The sequence below is a fragment of the Reichenbachiella sp. genome (assembly GCF_965223055.1).
Taxonomy (GTDB): Bacteria; Bacteroidota; Bacteroidia; order Cytophagales; family Cyclobacteriaceae; genus Reichenbachiella.
Genome location: NZ_CBDCVM010000011.1, coordinates 278,709 through 302,978, shown reverse-complemented (window position 1 = coordinate 302,978; position 24,270 = coordinate 278,709). Strand labels below are relative to the sequence as shown.

Below are 24,270 nucleotides of genomic sequence, written 5' to 3'. Positions count from 1 at the left end.
AACTCTGAGGGAAGTGAAGCGAAAGGTTGCCATACGACAAAAAAAGAATCGAAGAGCATGGAGTAAAGTTCTTGCGATTTGATGACTTGGATGTAAAGAAAAAATGGGATTTGTTACCAATACAGTATTCGATTGGATATCTAAAAATACGGACTAATGTTTTAATGGTCTTAGCTTTTAAAAAGAGTTCCCCTCTTGAGAGGGGTTAGGGGAGTGTTTTCTTTGCCACCACACCATTCTTTTTTATCTTTTCTTTATGGATATTTTACTTTTGGTTTTGGCTGCTGCAGCATTGTTTGGATTAGCACTATTGCTGGCCAATTTATGGTCGATTGGAGTGGCTTGGAAGAGAGCGAAGGGTAGGGACTTATCTGTTTCATTCGGAGAGGCCAGGGCTTTAACTAAATTCTTTGACCTGGAGGAGGATTTTCTCGATGCTTGTGTTGAATTCAAAAAAAATGATCCTAAGATTTCCATTAAAGATATTGTTCATCACAACATGGCAGATGGTGATACAAAAGCTTTACTTACACACTGGAGACAGTTACAAGATGCTGAAGTAAATATCACCTTCAAGTCTCTTGTACTGTATGATCTGGCAGGAAAAGATATGAACCAACTGATCGCCAACTTGAATAAGGAATATGAATTGATCATACCAGAAATTGAGGAAAGTGGATTGAAAGCCTATTACTATTGTAAATTCAAAGTGGCTGGCGATAGTTCTGGCTGGATTACGCCTGATTTAAATACATTCAAAAATACTATCGAGGAAAAAATAAATTTGGCACTTTTAACTGGTGACCTATCGGATTTTGAAGCTTTGGCTAATTTTATCAAAGAAGAATATTTGAATGAAAAATTCTGGAAAAGTCTGTGTCATGGCCAAATCATTGATCAACAAGTTCGTATAACCAAAGGATGAAAGTCTACTGCCTGACCGGTTTGGGAGCAGATACCAGTGTATTCGAATTGCTGCAAATCAATCACCAAAAAGTTTGTGTAGAATGGGTTCCTTCTTACCCTTGGGAAAACATGACTTCTTATGCTAAGCGACTTTGTGACCAAATAGACACCTCAAAACCTTTTGCACTTCTGGGTGTCTCATTTGGAGGCATGCTGGCAGTAGAAATGAATAAGCATATTCGGCCTGAAAGGACCATATTGGTCACTTCGTTAGCCAGACGAAGTGAATTGCCATTATGGATTCGTGTAATTGCCAAAACCAAATTGAATCGCTTGCTTCCAAGCTTTTTATTTGGCGCTAATCCCAGATGGCTCATTTTGATATTTGGAATTAAGTCAGAAAGAGGAAAACAAATGGTAACTAAAATTGCTAAAACTTCCGACCGAATATTGACTAAATTATCTATTGATAAAGTCCTGAACTGGGACAACGAATGGCTACCTGATAATTTGGTTCGGATAGTGGCCACGAAGGACAGACTACTTCCCAACCCTGTAGATACAGAAGCTTACAAAATCGAAGAGGCTGGACATTTTGCTATCGTTGAGAATTCGGAAGAAATTTCAGTTCATGTAGATAAGATTTTGTCTGGATTGAATTGATATATTTACCTAATGACTATAACTAGCTTAACAATTCTCTTGCAGACTTCACCACCTGTGCAAGATTCGTCAGATGTAATTTTTTTAGCCATTCTTAGTGTTGTGGTGATTATATTAACTGGTGTATCTGGGAAAGTCAACATGGGCTTTCAAGTACCCGGTTTTCCAAGACCTCTTTCAGCTAAGAGGAAAGAAATTTTAAAAAAGCATTTCCCTTATTACAGTCAGTTAAGCCCAAATCGCAGAAAACGCTTCGAACAAAAAGTACAATACTTTATTTACGTAAAAGATTTCATCCCACGACAGATACCAACAGTCACAGAAGAAATGAAAGTGTTGATCTCAGCTTGTGCGGTGCAACTGACTTTTGGCTATCCTAAGGTTTTTTTGAGTCATTTCAAACGAATATTGGTTTATCCCGATAATTATTATTCCACTATTAACAACACCTTTCACAAAGGAGAAGTTAATCCCAGGCTAAGAACCATTGTTTTGTCTTGGAAAGCATTTGTTGAAGGATACATCCATCCGAAAGACGGTAGAAATTTAGGTTTGCATGAAATGGCTCATGCCTTACGGTTAGAAAATTTAATATTGAATACCGAGTATAGTTTTTTCGACGAAGCTGTACTGCAACAATGGCAAAGCATGGCAGATCTAGAAATGCAAAATATTTCTTCTGGAAAAAGTCGAATGTTTAGAGACTATGCCGGTACAGATTCCGATGAGTTTTTTGCAGTGGCCATTGAGAATTTTTTCGAACGACCGGAGAAATTTAAAAGTCTGATGCCCAATCTCTATGGGATCTTAGTGCTACTTTTGAAGCAAGATCCATTAAACCCAGTTTAGAGTATGGCCAAACGAAAGCCACATGCTGCAAGTATTAGGAATCAAGACACCGCCACGGTCAAGGATGTCATTGATGCCATGCTCAAATCTTACAACCTCAACAAAAAATTTGATCAAACCACCTTATTGTCAACCTGGAACAAGATCATGGGCCAGGCGATTGCAAACCGGACTTCCAAGTTGGAGGTAAGGAATAATGTGCTCATCGTTACACTCAATTCCGCTCCACTCAAACATGAAATGAATCAATCTAGATTTAAAGTACTGGAGCTTTTAGAGAAAGAATTTGGAAAGCCGGTAGTGAAAGATGTTCTGTTTGTTTGATCAATTTCAAAATTGATTAAATTGAAAATTCTAATTTGAATTCTATTATACGTGACAGAACCTAAGATTCTTTGCATGTTTTCTGGTGGAGTAGATTCCACAGGCGTGTTACATGAGCTGTTGACTAGCGAGAAGTACAAGTCCTATTCGCTTATCATCCATCATATCCATATTTGGAACAGGGAAAATAGGGCAATGGCTGAGTTGAGTGCCGTAAAAAGCATTCTTAATTACTATAAGAAGGAAGCAACATTTGTTTTCTCTCAAAGTACTTTTGACACCCGAGGATTCGCAGTCTTGAAATCCAATCGATTTCCAATGGATATGGATGTTTGTGCCTTTACAGCTTCTCAGATATGTGCAGCCAGACCAGATGTGAAATATGTGGCGATGGGTCGAACCAAAACGGATGTGCAAAGTGGGGGTGAAAACTTCCAAAAGAGAATGCAAAGGGCACAAGCCATATATAAAGCTTCATTGAGTTTGGAACAGCAAAAACCGGCTGAATACATATTTCCAGTAGTCGATTACACCAAAAAAGAGATTTGGGATTTTTTACCCACTGAAGTTAGGAACGCCACTTGGTGGTGCAGAAGACCGATTTATGAAGAAAATTCTGCCAAACCGTGTGGGAAGTGCATTACCTGTAAAGAAATGAAAACGTTTGAGGATGTATGAACAATAGACTGTTTGATCACATCAACAGATTCTGTAAGCTCTCAGATTCAGATTGGTTTCTCATTCAGGAAGCCGTATCAAAAAAAGTGTTTCAAAAAAAGGAGCACTTGCTAACCTCAGGTCATACCTGCCACTATAAGTACTTTATTATTCAGGGTTGTATGCGTTCTTACTTTGTTAATAGTAAAGGTGCTGAGCAAATAGTCAATTTTGGTATTGAAGACTGGTGGATGACTGATTATGACAGTTTTGTCAATCAACACATATCACACCTCAACATTCAAGCTATTGAGGATTGTACTGTTTTAAGGCTTAGTAAATCTGATTTTGACCAATTGACAATACAGTCGCCAACCATTAGTACGTATTTCAGAACAATATTAGAAAAAAGACATATCGCGGATCAACGAAGAATTCAGTATATGTTCAACCTTTCTGGCGAAGAAATGTATGATACTTTTTTTAAGCACAATCCTTCATTCACTCAGCGCGTACCGCAATATATGTTGGCCTCTTATTTGGGATTTACCCCAGAGTTTTTAAGCAAAATCAGAAAAAAGAAGGCTGAAGGTCGTTCTTAAACTACATTAAGAAATCCCTCCATTTCTCTTGTGAGATTTGAGCAATTAAATCAAAAATCAAATTTTAATCAAAAAGAAATGGAACGAATTAGCTTTCAAAACACACCTGAAGGATTGTATTTCAGTCTTTATCAAATGGGTAGTTATTTAGAGACAGCAGGCTTAGATAAGCGATTGCTTGCAATGGTCGACTATCGTGCTTCTCAACTCAATGGTTGTGCGTATTGCCTGGACATGCATTTCAAAGAGGCGATTGAGGCTGGAGAGTCAACAGTGAGATTGAGTATGTTATCGGCTTGGAAAGACACAGAGATGTTCAGCGAAAAGGAGGCAGCTGTTCTTCAATACACCGAAGCAGTTACCCAACTTTCAAACTTTGAAATTGAGGATAGTCTGTATGCTGATATGAAGCAGTTTTTCACTGATGAGGAGATAGCTGCATGGACCTTGGCCATCGTGAGAATCAATGGATGGAATCGTTTTATGAAGGCTTTTAAAACAAAAGCTGGTGAATATACAGTTGGCCAGTTTGCCTGATGTGTCAAAATTGTTGATATAAATCACTTTTCGAAGTGATGCAAGCCTTTATAGGGCAAAGAGACTTTCTCTATTTTCATAATGAAATAAACAAGTCAAGATCATGAAAAAGAGAGAGCACATTTCAACTATAATGACCAAAGACGTTTCTACAATAGACATCAACAGCACCTTGCACGAGGTGAATGAGATATTTGCTAAAAATAAATTCCGGCATTTACCGGTTTTATCAAATAATCAGTTGGTAGGTATAATTAGTCAGACTGACATGCTGAGAATAAGTTTTGGAAATACATTTGGGGAAGAACAAGGTGATGCTGATCAAGCAATATTTGATATGCTGTCCATCAATCAAGTCATGAAACATGATCCAGTTATCATCGGCCATGATCAAACAATTCGAGAGGCTGCTCAGGTTTTTACAGAGCACGAGTTTCATGCTTTACCCGTCCTTGCTGAGGGCAAGACGGTGGGCATCGTTACTACTACTGATATTATTCGGTACTTCTTGAATGGTTAAAAAAAAGGGCTGTGCATAATTGATGCACAGCCCTTTTGGGTTTTAATGCTAATGACGTTTATTTTTTAAACGCTCTGATTGTCTTTTCGATAATATCGCAGCAGTCATGCAATTGTTCTTCTGTCATAACCAAAGGAGGTGCGAAACGGATGATATTGCCATGCGTTGGTTTAGCCAACAATCCATTTTCTTTTAATGCTACGCAAATGTCCCATGCAGTAGAACTTTCAGGTGTATCATTGATGATGATGGCATTCAATAGTCCTTTACCTCTTACCAACTTCACCACATCTGTGGTCTCTATGAATTTGTTCATTCGCTCTCTGAATAACTCACCCAATTTTTGAGAATTCTCAGCCAATTTTTCATCTTTCACTACATCTAGTGCTGCCATGGCTACTTTAGCAGCGATTGGGTTTCCGCCGAAGGTAGACCCATGTTGGCCTGGCTTGATCACATCCATGATACGGTTGTCCGCCATTACCGCTGATACTGGATATACACCACCAGAAAGTGCCTTACCCAGAATCAACATATCTGGTTTCAAGTTTTCGTGGTCACAAGCCAACAATCGTCCCGTTCTAGCGATACCGGTTTGCACTTCGTCTGCGATAAATAATGCGTTAGCGGCAGTGCATGCTTCTTGAGCGGCAGTTAGGTATCCTTCATCTGGTACAAAAACACCTGCTTCACCTTGAATGGGCTCCACTAAGAATCCAGCCACGTTGGGATCTTTCAAGGCTTCTTTCAAAGCATCGATATCATTGTGAGGTACTTTGATAAAACCACCCGTATAAGGTCCGAAATTCTTTTGTGCTACTTCATCATTTGAAAATGAAATGATAGTTGTAGTCCTTCCATGGAAATTGTCTTCAGCGACAATAATTTTGGCTTCGTTTTCAGGCGTGCCTTTTACTTCGTAAGCCCATTTTCTACATAGCTTGATTGCAGTTTCTACAGCTTCTGCACCAGTGTTCATGGGTAATATTTTATCAAATCCGAAGAATTCTGACATGTACTTTTCGTACTCTCCTAAAGCGTCATTGTAGAATGCTCTGGAAGTCAAAGTCAATGTTTTAGCTTGGTCAGTTAGTGCATTAACAATTTTTGGATGGCAATGTCCTTGGTTGACTGCTGAGTAAGCTGAAAGAAAATCATAGTATTTTTTTCCTTCCAAATCCCATACATGCACGCCTTCTCCGCGTGATAATACCACTGGTAATGGATGATAGTTATGTGCACCGTGCTTATCTTCTAATGCAATCGCCTGTTCGCTTGTTAATTCTCTGACCATGATCGTATATTTTGGGTTGTTCAAACAAAAATGAGTTCTTTGATCAGAACTCATTACATGGAGTCCATGAGACCTTTACTCAAACCAACTGCATCTGGCAGTCTTAGTGCTAGTCTTAGCCATGAAGTTCCAATTATATTTTAATTAATTTCGCTCAAAATTACGAAAAGCATTTCGAATAACACAACAGAAACTCTTTTGCTTTGAGCGATAAAAACAACGGTCAGCAGTCAGAATCGAACGATTCGCCAGATTATTACTTCAACGAGCAAGGCTTCATGGTCTTTACCGCTGCCTATCATCTTAAAAGGGGATATTGTTGTAAAAATGGATGTAAACATTGCCCGTATGGGTTTAAGAAGAAAGTATAATATTTACTACTTTACTCAGTTTATTTACACCTGTAAATAATTTATTATCTTCGAATTGCGCATTCTTAAAAGGTAAACTTACTTTTCACTTTCCACCTGTTGTTATGATTAAGAATGCAATTCTGCTGTTCTGTTTATATTCTTTTTCTTTTTATTGTGGAGCCCAATCACTTTCGTTTGAAGAGGCTCTATCAGTGGCTCATCATGGGCGTAGCAATCGCGATAGCGCGTTGTTTTGGGCTAATCGTGCTTACGAAATTGGTCAACAAGAAAATTCCGCGACGGCAAAGTACAAGGCATTAGTATATGTTGGAGCAGCTTATTGTAATCTTGGAGAGAGAGATACGGCTAAGCTTATTCTAAATGTTGCCGTTTCAGAATTAAATGTGAAGTATTTTGAAAAAGGATTTGGGACTTGGTATTTAGGCAAGGTGAATCTAAGAAATGCCGAATACGAAAAAGCTAAAGGACATTATTTATTAGCCATACCAATTTTAGAATCATGTGATTCGGTAAAGTATGTGAGTAACTGCTTGACAGAAATTGGCCTGAGCCACGGGATGCGTGGTGATTATTCAATAGCATTAGAATGGTACACCAAAGCTTACGAAAACAAGCTCCAAAATGGGCTAGAGCACAAAGTGGATATAGAACTTCACAATATTGCCAATGTCTACATGAGACAAGGAAGTTATGACAAGGCGATCGACTTCTATCGTAAATCTATGAAGCACAAAGATGGAAAGAATGACCACAGCCCATACATTGGTATAGGAGGAGTTTATAATCTGCAACTGATGTCAGACAGTGCATTGTACTATTATAAAGAGGCTTATAGGCTTGCTACCGAAGAAAAATCAAATAAAGGTCAAGCGACTTCTGCAATTAACATTAGCAACATCTATTTTCAAAAAAAGGAACACAGACTGGCCATAGAATACTTAAATAAAGCGCGTTTTTCAAAAGGATTGAGAAACAGATCTATACCTCCTGTATATACTGAGCTGGGGAAAAACTACTTCGGACTCAACATGTTGGATAGCGCAAAGTATTACAGTGATATAGCATTGACAGAGTCAAAGAGAGTAAAATATAGGCAGTATATAGCTGAGTCTAGCGAATTTCTGAGCAGAGTATTGGCGGCGCAAAGCAAATTTGAAGAGGCTTATGAGTATGCTATGCTGTCTATGACGTATGCAGATTCAATTAATCGAGAACGGAGAGACGATGCCATTACAGATCAGCGTATTAGACTAGAAACATTAAAAAAACAACATGAGATAGATAAGTTGAACTCTGAAAATCGAATACATCAGTACAAGCAACTATTAATAGCTATTGGGGCAATATCCGTGGCATTCATTTCTTTATTGGCTTTTCTTAATCTAAGGTCCAGATCGTTTTTGAAACAGCATAAGCTTGAAAATGAAAAGAAAGAACTTCGACAGGAGCTGGAAAAAAATATCGCTCAATTGTCCGCCCATACGCTTCACATGATTCATCATAAAAATGGCTTGGAAGAAATAGAACAACATCTTGGGGAATTAGATGGAGTGGGGAAACAAAAAATTAAAAATGTAATATCCATCAATAAAGCTCAAGAAAAGGATTGGGATAATTTTAATAATTATTTTAGTGGTGTTCACGCACAGCTTTTTGAGGTTCTAAAATTTTACCATAAGGATTTGACTCAAAACGAAATAAGACTTTGCGCACTGATCAGAATGAATTTAGCAAATAATGAAATTGCAACACTTCTTAACATTGAACCCAAGAGCGTGAAGATGGCCCGTTACAGATTGAAGAAAAAATTAGCACTAGAAGAAGAGCAGGAATTGAATTCTTACATCCAAACCTTGGAACTGGCAGATGGTAAGATAAGTTGGGGTTGATATTCTATGAGCCTAAGGCTATTTTTCGTCAATAATACTTTAACACTTATAGCATATTTAAGTCGATTGGTCGAACGAATAATGACTGTAGACCATTTGTAGTCCCTTTAGATTAGCAATTCTGACTCCTTTCAGCTCATATTTGGTTTATGAATGTCACAAACATGAAAGGATTTATTTCTATTATATTATTGTTTTTGGGTGTGTATAGCTTTGGTCAAACAGTACATACAACTAAATCACGTATTAGTCAGAACAGTCGGTATTCCATCCTTGTCGAGGTTCTATCAACTTCCATAATTCAGGTCTTTTCTCATCCAGCTACTTCCGCATTATCTATTCAACCAGCAATTGAAAATGCAAATTTCCGACTTTTAAATCTTCGAGAAATAGGCGTTCTTGAAGAACAGGCCCTTAAACATTTTGCCTTTGTAGATCTAACCAATTTTCTCGAGTGACATTGGGAAGAAAACGAATTCGATACTGGTTTTGAAGGTATTACCAATGAGACGATGAGGTTGAAAATTAGACCAGTAGATTAATGTTAAAACAATAGTAAACCCTAAATCAATCTAGAATAACACTATCTAATACCTAATTAAAATTGGAATGAAATACATCAATAGAATTTTACATATCTGCACTTTACATGTTCTTTTAGTAGTACCTTATTTTTCGTATGCCGATACTATTCTCATGTTTGTCTCTCACGAACAAACTTATTATTCGGAATATATCGTAATGAAGGCTGCCTTGGAGGCAGCCGGCCATGAAGTGGATGTGCGCAGTGCGTCTACGATGAATTTCTCGATTTATATGACCGAGCACTATGCTGATATTCCGACTGCGGCTAATGCGCATGGAACAAGCAACTATTCTGATTTTCAAGCTCAGTTTAATGGAATGTTCGGACAGGCGTGGAACGAAACCTACAACGCTGTGCCAGCCTCCGCCAGTACTACGGGCAGCCTGCTAGATGTAGAATCTATCGATGACTATGTAGGGATAGTGGTTGTTGGAGGAACAGGGTCACTTGACTATCGGGTGGATGGAACTTACGCTGCCCAAGGGGCAGGTGAACGAGAACTATCTGCAACTGTAGTTGAAAATACAGCAACACATTTGAACGATTTGGCCATCAATGCTTTGCTACAAGGTAAACCTGTGATGGCGCAATGCCATGGGGCCAGCATCCCTGCATTTTGGAGAATACCGAACACGAGTGGTTCGGATCATGAAGTTTTAGGGTTTAGCCTGCTGAAAGGACAGATTTCAGCAGGCTTCCCCGAAAGCCCCGGAGAACCAACTGGTGAAACACTCGAAAATTTGGATGTGACCTATCGACCCAATGATCGAGTGACTATCGCCAGCCCTCACAGTTCACTCAACGATGATGGATCGGGAGACTATCGTATTATCACCACAAGAGATTGGTTTCCACAAACGGTAGCTCATGCCGCACGAACATTTTTAAATGTTATTGAATCCTATCCGAGCCAAACCAGAAAGGGAACTGGTGTGAAAGCGTTGATTCTACATGGCGGGGAGATTGATACAGAAAACTGTGGGCCTGGAAATAAAGAAAATGATGTGCCGTGTAATCATGGCGGGGGAGACAACCTGCCTGCCGACTATACACACCTCCTGGCGGTACTTCAGGCCAACGATGAAGCGGATGATTTGACCATCAATGTTAGCGAGATGGATTTGTCGGGAACGATCCCCTTTGATGTGGACAGCGAGGCTGAGGCTCTAACCTATTTTGAGGATTATGACGTAATCGTGTTTTTTAAGCATTGGTCGAACTATCTCACGGATGAAATGCTGCAGGCTATCGTGACTTTTGTAGACAATGGTGGAGGTGTAATCGGCTTGCATCATGCCTTATACAATGACAGTCATGCTGGGCAAAACAAAAACATCTTGGTCACAGAGCTCTTCGGGGCCGAGTCGGCACCGGCGTCTTGGGCCGCCAATCTCACCACATTCGATATGTATGCTACCGATCACGGGCATTTTGTTTCTACTTACGGGGTAGCGTTTGACGACGTGGAGTTGTATCCTGATATGGACTCCTGGAACAACGATCCGCTCGAAGCTGAGTCAAATAATTCACATTCGTATTTGCCGTACCTGAATGTAATGGACGAATTGTACGTAAATTTTCAGGATACTGGTGATATCCCAATTGGAAGAGGAGTGAATCATTTGACTCCTTTATTCTCCAACAATGCTACGCCTCCAGAAGGTGAGCCAACTCAGACCAGACAGGCAGGCTTTACTCAATATTTTGATGGCAACGAAGATGGTACCATTGGCAAGGTCGTTTATGTCGCCTTGGGTGAGAGAAGAGAAAATGTGAATACAACCAGCGCATATGGGCAAATCATAAGAAACATGGTGGTGTGGGCTGCTCCGAGCCTGTCAGATAAAATTGCTCAAGAGATAGAGGTACAGGCATTCGATGACAAATCCATAGATGATGCACCTTTTAATTTGGGTGCAACGACAAGTAGTGAGTTGGCGTTGAGTTATGCTGTCACTTCAGGCCCAGCGGAGGTAGATCAAACTGGGCAGGTTACGCTCACGGGTGTCTCTGGAACAGTGGTTATTGAAATATCTCAGGCTGGAAATGAGATATATAAAGCGGTAAGCAAAACCGTAACGTTCAACGTACTAGACCCAGCCAAGCAATCACAAGAGATCATTTTTGAGGCACTACCCGATCGCAGCGAAGATGATGATCCTTTTGAGCTGGAGGCCACGGCCTCTTCTGGTTTATTGGTGAGTTTTTCTGTCATCGTCGGGCCGGCTACTCTATCTGGAAATGTATTGACAATGACAGGCGCGGGTAGAGTTACGATCGAAGCCAGTCAGGCTGGCAATGAAACTTATAACCCGGCCAGTTCGGTTCAGCGTATGTTCGACGTGATAGAGTCTAACAATCCGGAAGTGTTGTCTGTGGACGTGACCACTGAATCCTTGAGAGTATTTCCTAATCCTACGAATGACTGGGTGCATGTTATTACAGGCAATAATGACTCATCAGGCTACCTCAGTATATTTTCTGTGAACGGAATGAAAATGTTTGACCGTAGACTAGAAAAAAATGCCAGAATAGATGTCAGTGGTTGGGAGCCGGGCATTTATTTGATGAAGATCATAGAAGATAAAAATATCACAACAACCAAAATCCTCGTGAAGAGGTAACAGCACAATTGATTGGACTGAGTGCAAATGGAGCGGTGAGAGCTGCTCTTTTTTGATTTCGGGTTACTCAGATTCATCCATGTATTTGTTGAGGAATGTTTTGGCTAATGCCTAATTTAGCAGACGATTTTCATTGAACCATTAATCCAATAGCTAAATGAGCAACGACGTTAGAAATCTCGAACCAAAAGAAATGTGGAACTGCTTTGCCGACTTGAATGCTGTGCCTAGGCCAAGTAAAAAGGAAGAAAGAGTGATTGCATTTGTCAAAAATTTCGGTGAGCGCCTCAATCTTGACACCTATGTGGATGAGGTTGGTAATATCATCATAAAGAAGCCGGCCACTCCTGGTATGGAAAACCGTCAAACGGTTTGTATTCAGAGTCATATCGATATGGTGCATCAAAAGAATGCAGAGACCGAATTTGATTTTGATACTCAAGGAATCGAAATGTTTGTAGAAGGTGACTGGGTGAAGGCGAAAGGCACCACGCTAGGCGCAGATAATGGCATTGGGGCTGCTTCAATTATGGCTTTGTTGGCTTCGAAAGATATTGCACACCCAGCAATTGAGGGTTTATTTACTATCGACGAAGAGACTGGTATGACTGGAGCCATGGGACTCAAAGGTGGCTTGCTGGATGCTGACATTATGCTCAATTTGGATACTGAAGATGACCATGAGTTGACCATTGGCTGTGCCGGGGGTGTGGACATCACGGGAGAAGGGACTTATTCAGAGGAAACGGCCCAAGGTGAAAGAGTAGGAATAGAAATTAAAATGAAAGGATTGTCTGGAGGGCATTCCGGCATGCAAATTCATGAAGGGTTAGGCAATGCCAATAAACTAATGAATCGCCTACTATATGCTTTGGATTCGGAGTTTGATATCCGAATTGCTGGTATCGATGGAGGAGGGTTGAGAAATGCCATACCTCGTGAATCAGTAGCCGTGCTTTCAGTCTTAAAATCTGAAATAGAAGCATTGCAAAACGAAATCATCGGTTTGGCCGAAATGATGATTGAGGAACATGATACTACCGATCCGGAAATGGAGGTGGATTTGGGTGAGATGGAAGCACCTTCGCAAGTCCTGAATAGGGATTTTCAGAAGAAATTACTAAGAGCCGTATATGCATTGCCCAATGGCATTTATCGCATGAGCCCTGACATGGAAGGACTTGTTCAGACCTCAAATAATGTAGCTCGAGTATTAGTTGGAGACGGAAAATATACGATTCAGTGTCTGACTAGAAGTTCGGTAGATACCGAGAAGGTGGATTTGGCTTTGAATATTCAGGCCATTTTCGAATTGCTAGGTGCAGAGACTACCATGGATGGGGACTATCCGGGTTGGACACCTAAACCAGAAGCAGACATTGTGAAATTGATGGATGACTTGTACCAGAAGACTTTCGGTCATAAAGCAGATGTAAGCGCTTGTCATGCCGGTTTAGAATGTGGTATTTTAGGAACCAATTACCCAGACATGGAGATGATCAGCTTTGGCCCAAATATTCGTGGTGCTCACTCACCGGATGAAAGAGTACAAATCAGCTCTGTACAGAAGTACTGGCCTTTCCTATTGGAAACATTGAAGAATATACCGGAGAGGAAATAGGATGTCACTTCGACCAGTAAGGAGAAGTCCCCATGGGTCTGCATGGCCGATGGGGATATCTCACGTTGTTCGATATGACGCGGTTTGAACTTAAAACTCCTCTATCCTGTTACCCACATTAATTAGTTCAAGAAGAATCAAAAAATAACCTATGGAACCATTTGAGTACGTTGTAGTATTAATATCATTGATTTTAGGTTTGGGTGTTGCGCAGTTACTGAATGGGGTGGCGGATATGGTTGCTCAATTCAAGAAGACTAAATTCAGTGCAGCACATTGTATTTTTATCGTGGTTATTTTCTTAGTGTTCTTCCAGGACTGGTGGTACACTTTTCAATATTCAAATCAAATAACAGAGTGGACGCAATATATTATTCTGGCCTTACTCAGTTTTCCTATTGCTTTATTTCTATTGGCGCGTTTCATGTTTCCTACAGGCTCGAGAAGTCAGGAAACTGATATGCATGTCTATTTTTATGAAAATTGGCGCTGGTTGTATGGTTTGTTTGCTTCGACGATTGCCATTAGCTTTCTACAGAACATATTTATTTCTGGCTATACTATAATCGAGCAAATTCCTGTAATGATATACTTTACATGGTATGTGGTTGTGATTTCACTCAATATCAAAAGCACTAAATTTCATAATGCTTTTCAAGTGGCTCAGCTTATACTTTGGTTGTCTTTCTTCGGCTTGATCGACAACGGAATGCTCCACTAGTCCAGTATTCTCAGTTTCGCAAAACTGAGTAGTAGAGTCTTATCACCAGCCTTTTCAAAGCTGATATGCGCTTTTTTATTGGCTCCTTGTTCGTCGATCTCTGTGACTTGACCAAAGCCGAATTTCGGATGCTCTACCTTGTTGCCGACTGCCAGTTTGGAAGTATCGCTCGGCCTAAAGTCTGCTGAAGGTTTGTGAAACAACTGATTTGGTGGAGGTTTTGGTGCCGTTCGCTGCACATTACTGATAAAAGTCTTGGCGTACTGATCACCAGGCGATGGTGTGCTACTCATTTTGGCATTAAACTTTAAAAAATCCTTGTCAATTTCTTCCAGAAAGCGACTCGGTTCACAAGTTTTCAATCTACCAAAACGATATCTGGTCAGGGCATAACTCAAATACAGTTTGGTCTCTGCTCTGGTAATTGCCACGTAAAACAGCCTTCTTTCTTCTTCCAAATCCTGACGTGAACTGATCATCATTTGAGAGGGAAAAAGATCTTCTTCCAGCCCGACAATAAATACATTCTTAAATTCAAGTCCTTTGGCCATATGGATGGTCATCATGGTCACGACGTCTTTGTCTTCGTCCTTGTCCTTGTTGTCGGCGTCTGTCAGTAAAGCAATTTCTTGCAAAAAGGCAGACATGGATTTATCCTCGTTTTCAGGGTTATCAACGAATTCCTTGATACCATTCAAAAGCTCTTGAACGTTTTCATATCTATTTCGTCCCTCGATGGTTTTGTCATCGTAGAGCTCTTTCATTAGCCCTGAGTTTTTGGCGATCTGCGAAGCAGCTTCAAAAGCATCCTTTTTTTCTATTGCCAGCTTGAAACTCTTGATCGTTGTGACGAATCCGTCGATAGCGGAGGCTGTTCGTCCACCAATGATACTTTTTGCATTTTCTAATACCGACCAAAGGTCAAGGTTCTGGTCTGCAGCAGCTACAAAGAGTTTGTCTACTGACGTGCCTCCAATGCCTCGTTTGGGTAGATTTATGATTCTTCGCAGCGCCTGTTCATCATTTTGATTTACCGAATAACGAATGTATCCAAGTAGATCCTTGATCTCTTTTCTTTGATAGAATGAAAGGCCGCCAACGATTTGATATTTGATGTTGTTTCGTCGCAAGGCTTCTTCCATCGCCCTTGATTGACTATTGGTACGGTAGAGGATAGCAAAGTCAGCGTTTTTGTACTGATTGTTGTTCTTGGATTCGAAGATGGCCGAGGCTACGAGCTTGCCTTCTTCATTGTCTGTAGTGGCTTTGATCAGTTCGATCAGATCTCCTTCACTATTGTCAGTCCAGACGCTTTTCCGCAGCTGGTTTTTGTTTTTGGTGATAACGGAGTTGGCAGCATTCACGATCGTTTTAGACGAGCGATAATTTTGCTCTAGTTTGATCACCTTCAGTTCAGGATAGTCTTTTTCGAAATTCAGAATATTCTGAATGTCCGCTCCACGGAAAGCATAGATACTTTGTGCATCATCTCCCACGATGCAGATGTTTCTCCGAACGGCTGCGAGTTTTTTCGTGATTACATACTGTGAGATGTTTGTATCCTGAAACTCATCTACCATCACGTAGTGAAAGCGTTGCTGGTATTTGTTGAGTACATCGATGTGGTCACGAAATAGCACGTTGGTATTGAACAATAAATCATCGAAATCCATCGCATCTGCTTTGAAGCAGCGAGTGGCATATTCTCGATAAATTTTACCCATTTCGGGTTTGCCATTTTCAGTGTCATCGGCTAGATAGACTGGGTTGTTATTGTATTCCTGCCAGGATACGAGTCTGTTTTTAGCGCTGGATATTCGATTGAATACCACGTTTGGTTTATAAACTTTGTCGTCGAGACCAAACGATTTGACGATCTGCTTAATCAAGGATTTAGAATCGTCAGCATCGTAGATGGTGAAATGACTGGGGTAACCTAACCGATCTGCTTCGGCTCTCAATATTCTAGAGAATACGGAGTGAAAAGTTCCCATCCATAGGTTTCTGGCATCATTACCAACTACACCTTCGATTCGCTCGCGCATTTCTTTGGCGGCCTTGTTGGTAAAGGTCAATGACAGAATATTGAAAGGGTCGACCTTATGTTTTTTGATTAAATGGGCTATACGATAGGTCAGCACCCGGGTCTTGCCAGAACCGGCACCCGCAATGATCATTGATGGTCCATCTACATTTTCTACTGCCTCTCGCTGAGGAGGGTTCAGTCCGTTCAAATAGTCTAAATCCGCATTTTCCAACATGGCTGCAATTTAGTTTGTTGATTAGAATTATTTTGATTTCGACCAGTCAAAAATATCCTTTGCTCAAGGCAGTAAACAGAATTCTTGAAATTTTCGTATTTTACGTTAATGGAAAATCAATATCTAGATAGAATTACGATTGATTCGGAGATTTGTCATGGTAAACCAACCGTGAGAAACAAGAGGTACACTGTTGATTTGATACTCGATTTACTCTCTGCGGGAAGTTCACATGAGGAAATCCTCAGTGATTATCCTCAGTTAGAGAAGGAGGATATATTGGCATGTTTGGCCTACGCTGCTAAGCTTACTAAATATAATCGCTACACTAATATTTCGATGTGAAACTACTAGTTGATGCTCAATTACCTATCAAGCTGTGTGAAATATTTGATCAGCTTCACATCAAATCTTTTCATGTTGAGGATCTTCCAGATGGAGACCAAACCAGTGATCTTGAAATCATAAAATTTGCAGATGAAAATGAGCTAATTGTAACGACTAAGGATTATGACTTCTATCATTCTCACATGGCACTTCAAAAACCTAAGTTTTTATTTCTAATTACAACTGGAAATATTAAGAATCGCCAACTTTTTGATCTAATTCGAGCCAATGCCGAACTGATCAGAGCTGCGCTAGAAACCAATCATTTTGTAGAAATGACAAATGATGGTCTAATCGAACATGGATGATGTTTTCCATTTCAAAGCAATTCTCCATAGTTTAGCGACTACCGAATCAAAACCGAAATTACATGGAAAAACAAGGAAGCTTCAAGTCACTGGTACCTCTCATGGTATTTATTTTTTCCTTCTTAGGGATAGGAATTTTACTAGACGATTTCTATGCCTTGCCGGCACCCATTGCCGTGATTCTGGGGATCATGGTAGCATTTGCATTATTCAGCGATAGCTTAGAAGAGAAGACGAAACAACTAGTGGAGGGCTGTGGAGACTCCAAAGTGATGACCATGGGAATTATCTATCTATTGGCAGGTGCGTTTGCTACGGTATCCAAACAGATGGGTGCGGTAGATTCGGTAGTCAACTTCGGTTTGGATTTCATTTCTGTGCAATACTTGCCTGTGGGTGTATTTCTGATTGCGAGTTTTTTGTCCATTGCCACTGGTACTTCTGTAGGATCGATTGTAGCACTAGGTCCGATCGTAGTTGGGTTGGCTGATCGGTCTGGGACTTCCTTGGCCTTGATGTCTGCCACCTTATTGGGTGGTGCCATGTTTGGTGACAATCTATCTATTATCTCTGATACGACCATTGCTGCGACGCAATCCCTGGGTGTGAAGATGAAAGATAAGTTTAGGGCAAACATTTATATCGCTTTGCCTGCGGCAATTGTTACAGTCATCTTGTTGCTGGTATTTGGACTCACCAAAGATTTGTCCGGGGTAGAAGCCTTAGCAGATACAGGAGACTATGAATTGATGAAAATCATTCCATACGTGCTAGTTATTGTTTTGGCAGTGATGGGCGTCCCCGTTTTTCATGTGTTGATCATTGGCATTATAGTTAGTGGTTTGATGGGAATTTCTTTTGATAGTTTTTCCATGATGGGGTTTGCCAAAACCACTTATAAAGGTTTCGAAGGAATGACTGAAGTTTTCCTGCTGGCCATTTTTAGTGGAGGCTTGGCCGCTTTAACTGCACATGATGGTGGGATCAACTACACTTTACGCAAAGTAAAAGAATGGGTAAAAGGAAAAAAGTCTGCTCAATTCGGATTGGGCGCTTTGATCGGGATGACTAATTTGGCAATAGCCAATAATACGGTGACCCTTTTGATCACAGGAGATATTTCAAAGGAAATTAGTGAAAGTTATGGGGTGGATAAAAGGAAAGCTGCGGCATTGATAGATACGTTTTCTTGTATTGTACAAGGTTTACTTCCTTACGGTGCACAAGTGCTAATTTTGTTGAAATTTACGGATGGAAGGTTAAATTTCTTTGACCTGGCCGGTAATGTTTGGTATCTCTATATGCTATTGGTATTTGTGATACTGGCCATAGTGATCAAGCCTTGGGATAAGAAAATATCGGAAATGGCCGATTAAAATTATGGAAATGAATGTAAGACGTGCAAGAGCTGAAGAGGCTCAAAATATTATAGATTTTCAAATTGACATGGCTTGGGAAACCGAGGATGTGGCCTTGGATAGAAGCATTATTACACCTGGAGTTCATGCAGTATTTGATGACGAATCAAAGGGGTGGTATTTTGTGGCAGAGGTTGATGGACAGATAGCCGGGAGTCTGTTGATTACTTTTGAGTGGAGCGACTGGCGAAATGGTATGATCCTTTGGATTCAGTCCGTCTTTGTGAGTAAAGGTTATAGAGGGCAAGGGGTATATCGAGCACTTTATGAGCACATTCAGAATATCGTGAATAGCTCAGACGACTATTGCGGCATACGCCTGTATGTAGATAAGACGAACACCAACGCACTCAAAGTTTATGAAAAGTTAGGCATGGATAGCCAACACTATGGGATGTGCGAATGGATTAAAGTTTAACTAATTCCATCAAATACAACATCGGGAATGTTGCTCCAGAGCTGGTCACGTTGTTCTTTGGCTTTGAGCAGAGCTGCTTTTCCAGTTTGAGACACCTCAAAAAATCGTTTTCGCCTGCCACCCCGAACTTTGGTGGCTTCACCCAATTTGGAAGCAATTAGCTCTTTTTCTTCCAAGCGATTCAGTACCGAATGCACAACGCCTAATTTTACTTTTCGACCAGTTACGCGTTCAATTTCATCACAGATCAATACACTGTAAGCTTGATCGATTTGAGAGGCTATTGTGAGCAATACCAGTTCTTCAAATTCTCCAATATTTGTTCCTTTCATAGTTCTATATCAAAGTATAAATCAGGCCAGCGACAATATGCACTGGCCTATAATTCTTATTCATTTCTCAAAGTGTCAGCCGGATTCGTTTGAGCGGCTCTATAAGTTTGAAAGCCAATCATGACCAGTCCAATCATAAATACTACAATCAAGCCACCTAGTACATCCCAAATCGTCATTGGAGCCAGGTAGGCAAATTCTGCAATTATGAACTCGTTGACAATAAAATAGGTTAAGGGTGCTGAAATAAGTGTAGCTACTAAAAGTAGCCAGACATAGCCTTTGGACAACATATAGACCAATTTAATTGATGAAGCACCCATTACTTTTCGAATGCTTATTTCTTTTATTTTGGTTTCGACAGCATATACGCTTATTCCCAGCAGTCCCATAGCTGCAATCGATATAGCCAGTATAGCCAGGAAGCCTACCGCTTTGATAAGCATGCTAAACATCATATAAGCCCTGTCTATTTCATCATCATAGAAAGTGGCTGAGAAAGGATGCAACTCGTCAAAATTTCTCCAAACTTTTTCAAGCCGGTCTAAAGTGGCTATGTAATCGTCAGAATGAATGGCTAAATTCAAGTACCTATATTTAGTCGGGTCATATCTGAATGCAAAAGGAGCGATAGGTGCATCTAGAGTGGAGTGATTGAAATTTTTAACTACTCCTAAAATGGTTAGTTTTTTGTCTTCCAATACTATTTTTTCTCCAAGTGCATTCAAAAGATCAATGTCGAACCGTTCTAGAAGTTTTTCATTGACTATGACGTGTTGTTCTTCTGTACTGTCCGAACGATATTTGAAATTCTCACCTGCAATCAGACTAAACTGGTGATTAGATAAATAGAATTCGTCTATGAAATTGATATGCACTTGTGCCGAGTCAAGTGGATCCTTGTATTTTCCATCTTTGAGATGAGTCATGGTTGAATGAAGAATATGGTGGCTCCGAGAAATGGACTTTACATCCGGTACAGCTGCAAATGCATCTCTCAACAATTGATGATTATTGCCTTGTAAATCTATATTTAGTATTTGATCTGTGGAAAAGCCTAAATCGTAACTAGTAGCATGGATATATTGTTTGTTGAGAATAATGGTACCCAATATGAGAATGGTAGAAATTGAAAATTGAGTAATCAAGAGAAGTTTTCTAAGAGTGAGACCTGCAGGTAGCTTCACATTTGATGCACCTCGCAGTACCGCTACTGCTTGAAATTTAGATAAAGTGGTTGCCGGAATTATACTTGCGAGAATTCCTGAAAAAATTGCAAATAGGACAAATGCCCCAATCACTGACCAGGTAATAGGTAAGCTCAGACCATCTCCATCTAACAATATTAAGAACTGTTCTCTCAGCGGAATATAAATGATGCCCGAGACGAGGAGGGCAAGCAATGCAATGATTATGGATTCAATCACAAACTGAGCGAAGATATCCCAACGCGTAGCACCAATGACTTTTCGAATGCCTACTTCAGTGGTTCGGCGCAACGACCTGGCAATTGAAAGATTTGTGTAGTTGAAACAAGCAGTAAGTAAGATGATAAACGGAAGTATGGCAAATATGAGTGCGGCTGTCGCAGGAAGCGTAGGGCCAAGCTGGTTGCCTAGTGCAGCACCATTGAAGATGTCACCGAGCGGTTGCAGCTTGGCTGTAATTTGAAGGGGAGCTATGACCTCATTTTCTGTTTTACATATTTGACTTAACGCATGATTAATCTGATTTACATCTTCTTTATGTGGTATTGTCATGTAGATGTAGGTGATCCACATAGTACTAGAGGCCGACCAATCTGGGTCTGATTGATTTTCATTCGCTATAGTAACATATGAACCTAATGCCTGAAAGGTAAAATGAGAATTTTTAGGAGGATTTTGTACAACGCCGCGGATCAAAAATTCTCGCTCTCCTACGGTTATTAATTTACCCATTGGATCTTCTTCGCCAAACAATTTGAATGAGGTGTCTTCTGTAATTACTAGGCTATTGGGTTCGGTAAGTGCGGTGGCTGGATCTCCTTTAATCAAAGGAAATGTGAATACATTAAAAAAATCTTTTGAAGCCCATAGTCCGTTGATAATCAATTTCTTAGATCCTGTATCAGCATCTCCTCCAAATCCAGCGTAAAGAGTCGTTTTGTGCTCATATCCTCCAACATCTTCTAGTTTTTTACTGAGAAAATAAGAACTTGTAGCCATTTTAAATTCATCTCCGCGACCATTAGTTTGGGTATTAATCACACGGTAAATATGATCTGCTTTCTCATGAAAGGTATCAAACCTCCCACTTTCAACGATCATGGTAATCACCAATAGCCCTACGGACATACTAATCGCCAAGCCAATGATATTGATAAATGAAAATAATTTGTTTCTAGCAAGATTTCTAACCGATGTCTTGAAGTAGTTTTTGAATAACATGTAACTGTTCATCTTGTACTTGTTTTTGAGTTTTTTGAATGTATATGACCTAAAAAATTTGAATACATCAATGATGAAAATAAGCTTAGCGTATCGTCTGCCCTTTGCAAGGTTGCGATCATAATACTCATACAAATCACCTTGAAGATCTTCCAAGAGATCTTCGCGACAGTACCACTCAAGTAGTTTATTGGCCCATTTGGGTGGGTGATGAGTATTATTGTAAGTTGCCAATATTATTTATTCATTAAATGTATGAAAAATTAGACGCAAGACTCAAGTATTTGGTTTCATTTATTCATTATTTGTATGTAAAATAACGACAATTGGGGTTCCAATCATCCAATGGAACATAAAATTGAAAATTGATGTTGAATTTGTACTGTTGTAATAAATATGTGACTTTTGGTTACTTCAATGAGAAAAATAACTGTAATGAAAAATTTGAGTATTCTATTGTGGATGGGTTTGGTTCTATGTGCCTGTAGTGTGGTTGAAGAAGGGCAAATGGATGCTGAAAACTCAGCAATCAATTTTGATGGCACATATCCGAATAGTGCTATAGATGTAAATGCTTATTTATTGGGAGGGGAAAGTAGAACATGGACAACTTTAGAATTCACCATAGATGGAGTAAGTGGATTTCAAAATTGTAGATTGGATGATCAGATTCAGCTTAATAGTGATAAAACCTATGACTATGATGGAGGTGACATGCTCTGTGGGGCGGAGGATAATGTCAAGTTAAAATCAGGCACTTGGGAAGTTGATGTTGATAATAGAATGCTCACCTTTGATTCTGGGACAGATCACGAGGCTATTTTCCACATAGAGAGTTTAAATGCGGAAGAAATTGTGGTTCGATCACAATATTACAGCTGGGAGGTATTGGGTAAATTCACTCACGAATAATTGATACATGAAAAAGCTAGTTCTCATCAGCCTGCTTTTATTGGCGGTAAGCGCTCTTTTTGCGCAGAGTAGTTTACAACAATACACACCATCCGTTTTACTTAGTCAGGGTCAAATGGAATTCAAATTGTTTAACAACTTGTATTCGCAAACCAAAGTACGTGACAAGGATGGTACTGAAATTGAGCTTGGCCAACGGCAATCATTTCTCAATAATCAATTTCGGTTTCTTTTCGGAGTTTCTAATAGTAAACGACTAAACGTTGGGTTTGAAACCAATTTGACTACTGCCTGGTATGGAAGCGAGTCTAGTGATCTGATGTTTACCTCCATTGGTCCAACCTTAAAATTTGTACCCATCGAGAGCAAGGGAAATTTCAGTATTCAAAGCACATTTTTATTTCCGCTAAACGGCGAAAAATTGGAAAACCCCGTGTTTGTCAATCATCATAGATATACTTGGTGGACACAAATATTTTATGACTATTCTGTAAATGAGCGACTGAATTTATTCTTTGAAGCAGATTTGATTTATCGGTTCAAGGCAGTAGAAATGCAGAAAGACTTCTTTAGAGTACCATTAAGTATAATTGTAAGCTATTTTCCGACATCTCAACTCACTTTATATGCTAATGGTCAGTATGCAGGAGCTTATGGAACCCAAATACCAGGAGGCAACGAAGTTGAGTTCGGCAGAGTGAGTTGGTACACTCAATTAGGCCTTGGTGCCAAGTATTTAATATTAAATAACCTTGAATTGGAATTATCATATGCCAATTTTGTCCTTTCTAAGAGAGATGGAGCCGGCAGTGTGTACAATTTTGGAATTAGATTTTTGAGGTAATCCCTCGAGTAATCATTTCATACATTTCTTTGAGGGCGGGTTTTTCTATGAGCAAATTCAGATGTTTCTTAACGGTTTCAACATCTCCTCTTTTAGCTGGTCCTGTCAATGCCTTCTCAGGCCCTGACTCAAATGCATTTTGAATGGATTCTAATACCAAAGGGGCCAAGGACTCAAGATCTATGGATGTTTCCTCCAAAATGTCGCTGGCTGCTGCTAGCATACGATTAGTAAAATTGCTTGCAAAAACAGCGGCTACATGTAGACGCTGCCTTTCGTCTTCAGATGTTGTTTTCACTCGATTGCTCAAAAGATTCCCAAGCGCTGCTAATTGGTCAATCACCCATTTATTCCTGCCATCAATGAGAATGGGGACATCTGTAAATGCTACTTTTTTATCGTTTGTAAATGTCTGCAGAGGATAGAAAATACCTGATTGATCATGTTTTAATATATCCAATGAGACTGATCCGGAGGTGTGAGCGATCAGCATATCTTTAGGAAAGAGTATGCGTTCTGAAACTTGACTAATCGCGTCATCGCTGATGGCAATGATTAAAATATCGGAATGACTTTTTGAAAAATCAAGTGAATCTGTAGCTGTAGTATCGGGGATTTCATTACTTAATTTTTGTGCATGGGTCAGTTTACGACTATAGATTTCATTGATTTTGACTCCTTTAGCCAATAGAGCATGAGCCAGACTGGAGGCTACTCTTCCCGCTCCAATGAGGCTTATTGTAAGACCAAAATGATGACTCATATGAATTTGCTTATATTTATTCAAAGCGAAT

General features: G+C 39.9%; 25 protein-coding genes. 20 read left to right on the top strand and 5 right to left on the bottom strand.

Features of this window, described 5'->3' with window-relative positions:
- The first annotated feature begins 256 nt into the window (after nucleotides 1-256).
- The 8 genes from ACOQO5_RS12540 (at nucleotide 257) to ACOQO5_RS12505 (ending at nucleotide 5,058) form a co-directional block, all read left to right on the top strand.
- Entirely contained in the window at nucleotides 257-925 is a 669-nt protein-coding gene (locus ACOQO5_RS12540) for a hypothetical protein (protein WP_420582029.1), read from the top strand.
- Nucleotides 922-1,569, top strand: coding sequence for an alpha/beta hydrolase (locus ACOQO5_RS12535; protein WP_420582028.1), 648 nt, complete (start codon nucleotides 922-924; stop codon nucleotides 1,567-1,569). The genes ACOQO5_RS12540 and ACOQO5_RS12535 overlap by 4 nt, the downstream gene beginning before the upstream one ends.
- Nucleotides 1,570-1,626: 57 nt before the next feature.
- Entirely contained in the window at nucleotides 1,627-2,418 is a 792-nt protein-coding gene (locus ACOQO5_RS12530) for a zinc-dependent peptidase (RefSeq protein ID WP_420582027.1), read from the top strand.
- 3 nt (nucleotides 2,419-2,421) lie between these two features.
- Nucleotides 2,422-2,742 carry a DUF721 domain-containing protein gene (locus tag ACOQO5_RS12525; RefSeq protein ID WP_420582026.1) on the top strand — a complete coding sequence of 107 codons (321 nt, stop codon included), beginning with the start codon at nucleotides 2,422-2,424 and terminating at the stop codon, nucleotides 2,740-2,742.
- A gap of 51 nt (nucleotides 2,743-2,793) precedes the next feature.
- Nucleotides 2,794-3,420: a 7-cyano-7-deazaguanine synthase gene (locus tag ACOQO5_RS12520; protein ID WP_420582025.1), complete on the top strand. Its 627-nt coding sequence runs from the start codon at nucleotides 2,794-2,796 to the stop codon at nucleotides 3,418-3,420.
- On the top strand, nucleotides 3,417-4,001 hold the full coding sequence (locus ACOQO5_RS12515; protein ID WP_420582024.1) for a Crp/Fnr family transcriptional regulator: 585 nt from the start codon (nucleotides 3,417-3,419) through the stop codon (nucleotides 3,999-4,001). The genes ACOQO5_RS12520 and ACOQO5_RS12515 overlap by 4 nt, the downstream gene beginning before the upstream one ends.
- 78 nt (nucleotides 4,002-4,079) lie before the next feature.
- Entirely contained in the window at nucleotides 4,080-4,538 is a 459-nt protein-coding gene (locus tag ACOQO5_RS12510) for a carboxymuconolactone decarboxylase family protein (protein ID WP_420582023.1), read from the top strand.
- Between the two features lie 103 nt (nucleotides 4,539-4,641).
- Entirely contained in the window at nucleotides 4,642-5,058 is a 417-nt protein-coding gene (locus ACOQO5_RS12505) for a CBS domain-containing protein (RefSeq protein ID WP_420582022.1), read from the top strand.
- A gap of 58 nt (nucleotides 5,059-5,116) precedes the next feature.
- Here the strand turns inward: ACOQO5_RS12505 and rocD are convergent, their stop codons facing one another.
- Nucleotides 5,117-6,352: an ornithine--oxo-acid transaminase gene (rocD, locus tag ACOQO5_RS12500; protein ID WP_420582021.1), complete on the bottom strand. Its 1,236-nt coding sequence runs from the start codon at nucleotides 6,350-6,352 to the stop codon at nucleotides 5,117-5,119.
- Nucleotides 6,353-6,555: 203 nt separating this feature from the next.
- Here rocD and ACOQO5_RS12495 point away from each other — a divergent pair, with 203 nt between their 5' ends.
- The 6 genes from ACOQO5_RS12495 to ACOQO5_RS12470 all read left to right on the top strand — a co-directional run bounded on the left by ACOQO5_RS12495 (nucleotide 6,556) and on the right by ACOQO5_RS12470 (nucleotide 14,167).
- On the top strand, nucleotides 6,556-6,723 hold the full coding sequence (locus ACOQO5_RS12495) for a DUF5522 domain-containing protein (RefSeq protein ID WP_420582020.1): 168 nt from the start codon (nucleotides 6,556-6,558) through the stop codon (nucleotides 6,721-6,723).
- A gap of 104 nt (nucleotides 6,724-6,827) precedes the next feature.
- A complete protein-coding gene (locus ACOQO5_RS12490) occupies nucleotides 6,828-8,615 on the top strand; it encodes a tetratricopeptide repeat protein (RefSeq protein ID WP_420582019.1) in 1,788 nt (595 codons plus the stop codon).
- A gap of 164 nt (nucleotides 8,616-8,779) precedes the next feature.
- Complete coding sequence (locus ACOQO5_RS12485) at nucleotides 8,780-9,073, top strand: hypothetical protein (RefSeq protein ID WP_420582018.1); 294 nt, start codon at nucleotides 8,780-8,782, stop codon at nucleotides 9,071-9,073.
- A gap of 151 nt (nucleotides 9,074-9,224) precedes the next feature.
- Complete coding sequence (locus ACOQO5_RS12480) at nucleotides 9,225-11,825, top strand: T9SS type A sorting domain-containing protein (RefSeq protein WP_420582017.1); 2,601 nt, start codon at nucleotides 9,225-9,227, stop codon at nucleotides 11,823-11,825.
- Nucleotides 11,826-11,982: 157 nt separating this feature from the next.
- On the top strand, nucleotides 11,983-13,446 hold the full coding sequence (locus ACOQO5_RS12475; protein WP_420582016.1) for an aminoacyl-histidine dipeptidase: 1,464 nt from the start codon (nucleotides 11,983-11,985) through the stop codon (nucleotides 13,444-13,446).
- 151 nt (nucleotides 13,447-13,597) lie between these two features.
- Nucleotides 13,598-14,167 (top strand): hypothetical protein, encoded by a 570-nt coding sequence (locus ACOQO5_RS12470; protein ID WP_420582015.1) that lies wholly within the window; start codon nucleotides 13,598-13,600, stop codon nucleotides 14,165-14,167.
- Here ACOQO5_RS12470 and ACOQO5_RS12465 read toward each other — a convergent pair.
- Nucleotides 14,164-16,428 carry an ATP-dependent helicase gene (locus ACOQO5_RS12465; RefSeq protein WP_420582014.1) on the bottom strand — a complete coding sequence of 755 codons (2,265 nt, stop codon included), beginning with the start codon at nucleotides 16,426-16,428 and terminating at the stop codon, nucleotides 14,164-14,166. The genes ACOQO5_RS12470 and ACOQO5_RS12465 overlap by 4 nt on opposite strands.
- A 108-nt stretch (nucleotides 16,429-16,536) precedes the next feature.
- Between ACOQO5_RS12465 and ACOQO5_RS12460 the strand changes: the two genes are divergently transcribed.
- The 4 genes from ACOQO5_RS12460 (at nucleotide 16,537) to ACOQO5_RS12445 (ending at nucleotide 18,959) form a co-directional block, all read left to right on the top strand.
- On the top strand, nucleotides 16,537-16,773 hold the full coding sequence (locus ACOQO5_RS12460; protein WP_420582013.1) for a DUF433 domain-containing protein: 237 nt from the start codon (nucleotides 16,537-16,539) through the stop codon (nucleotides 16,771-16,773).
- The gene (locus ACOQO5_RS12455) at nucleotides 16,770-17,123 is read left to right on the top strand and encodes a DUF5615 family PIN-like protein (RefSeq protein WP_420582012.1); all 354 of its coding nucleotides are present in this window, start codon (nucleotides 16,770-16,772) and stop codon (nucleotides 17,121-17,123) included. The genes ACOQO5_RS12460 and ACOQO5_RS12455 overlap by 4 nt, the downstream gene beginning before the upstream one ends.
- Before the next feature lie 62 nt (nucleotides 17,124-17,185).
- Nucleotides 17,186-18,499, top strand: a complete 1,314-nt coding sequence (locus ACOQO5_RS12450; protein ID WP_420582011.1) for a Na+/H+ antiporter NhaC family protein — start codon at nucleotides 17,186-17,188, stop codon at nucleotides 18,497-18,499.
- Between the two features lie 10 nt (nucleotides 18,500-18,509).
- Complete coding sequence (locus tag ACOQO5_RS12445; protein WP_420582010.1) at nucleotides 18,510-18,959, top strand: GNAT family N-acetyltransferase; 450 nt, start codon at nucleotides 18,510-18,512, stop codon at nucleotides 18,957-18,959.
- On the opposite strand, the gene ACOQO5_RS12440 is transcribed toward ACOQO5_RS12445, so the two are convergent.
- Together ACOQO5_RS12440 and ACOQO5_RS12435 are read right to left on the bottom strand one after the other, a co-directional pair.
- Nucleotides 18,956-19,291 (bottom strand): PadR family transcriptional regulator, encoded by a 336-nt coding sequence (locus ACOQO5_RS12440; RefSeq protein ID WP_420582009.1) that lies wholly within the window; start codon nucleotides 19,289-19,291, stop codon nucleotides 18,956-18,958. The genes ACOQO5_RS12445 and ACOQO5_RS12440 overlap by 4 nt on opposite strands.
- Before the next feature lie 56 nt (nucleotides 19,292-19,347).
- Nucleotides 19,348-21,954: an ABC transporter permease gene (locus tag ACOQO5_RS12435; RefSeq protein WP_420582008.1), complete on the bottom strand. Its 2,607-nt coding sequence runs from the start codon at nucleotides 21,952-21,954 to the stop codon at nucleotides 19,348-19,350.
- Nucleotides 21,955-22,155: 201 nt separating this feature from the next.
- Between ACOQO5_RS12435 and ACOQO5_RS12430 the strand changes: the two genes are divergently transcribed.
- A complete protein-coding gene (locus ACOQO5_RS12430; protein WP_420582007.1) occupies nucleotides 22,156-22,632 on the top strand; it encodes a lipocalin family protein in 477 nt (158 codons plus the stop codon).
- A 7-nt stretch (nucleotides 22,633-22,639) separates the two neighbouring features.
- Nucleotides 22,640-23,476, top strand: coding sequence for a hypothetical protein (locus ACOQO5_RS12425; RefSeq protein ID WP_420582006.1), 837 nt, complete (start codon nucleotides 22,640-22,642; stop codon nucleotides 23,474-23,476).
- On the opposite strand, the gene ACOQO5_RS12420 is transcribed toward ACOQO5_RS12425, so the two are convergent.
- Nucleotides 23,460-24,239: a Rossmann-like and DUF2520 domain-containing protein gene (locus ACOQO5_RS12420; protein ID WP_420582005.1), complete on the bottom strand. Its 780-nt coding sequence runs from the start codon at nucleotides 24,237-24,239 to the stop codon at nucleotides 23,460-23,462. The two genes, ACOQO5_RS12425 and ACOQO5_RS12420, sit on opposite strands and share 17 nt — an antisense overlap.
- Between the last annotated feature and the right edge of the window lie 31 nt (nucleotides 24,240-24,270).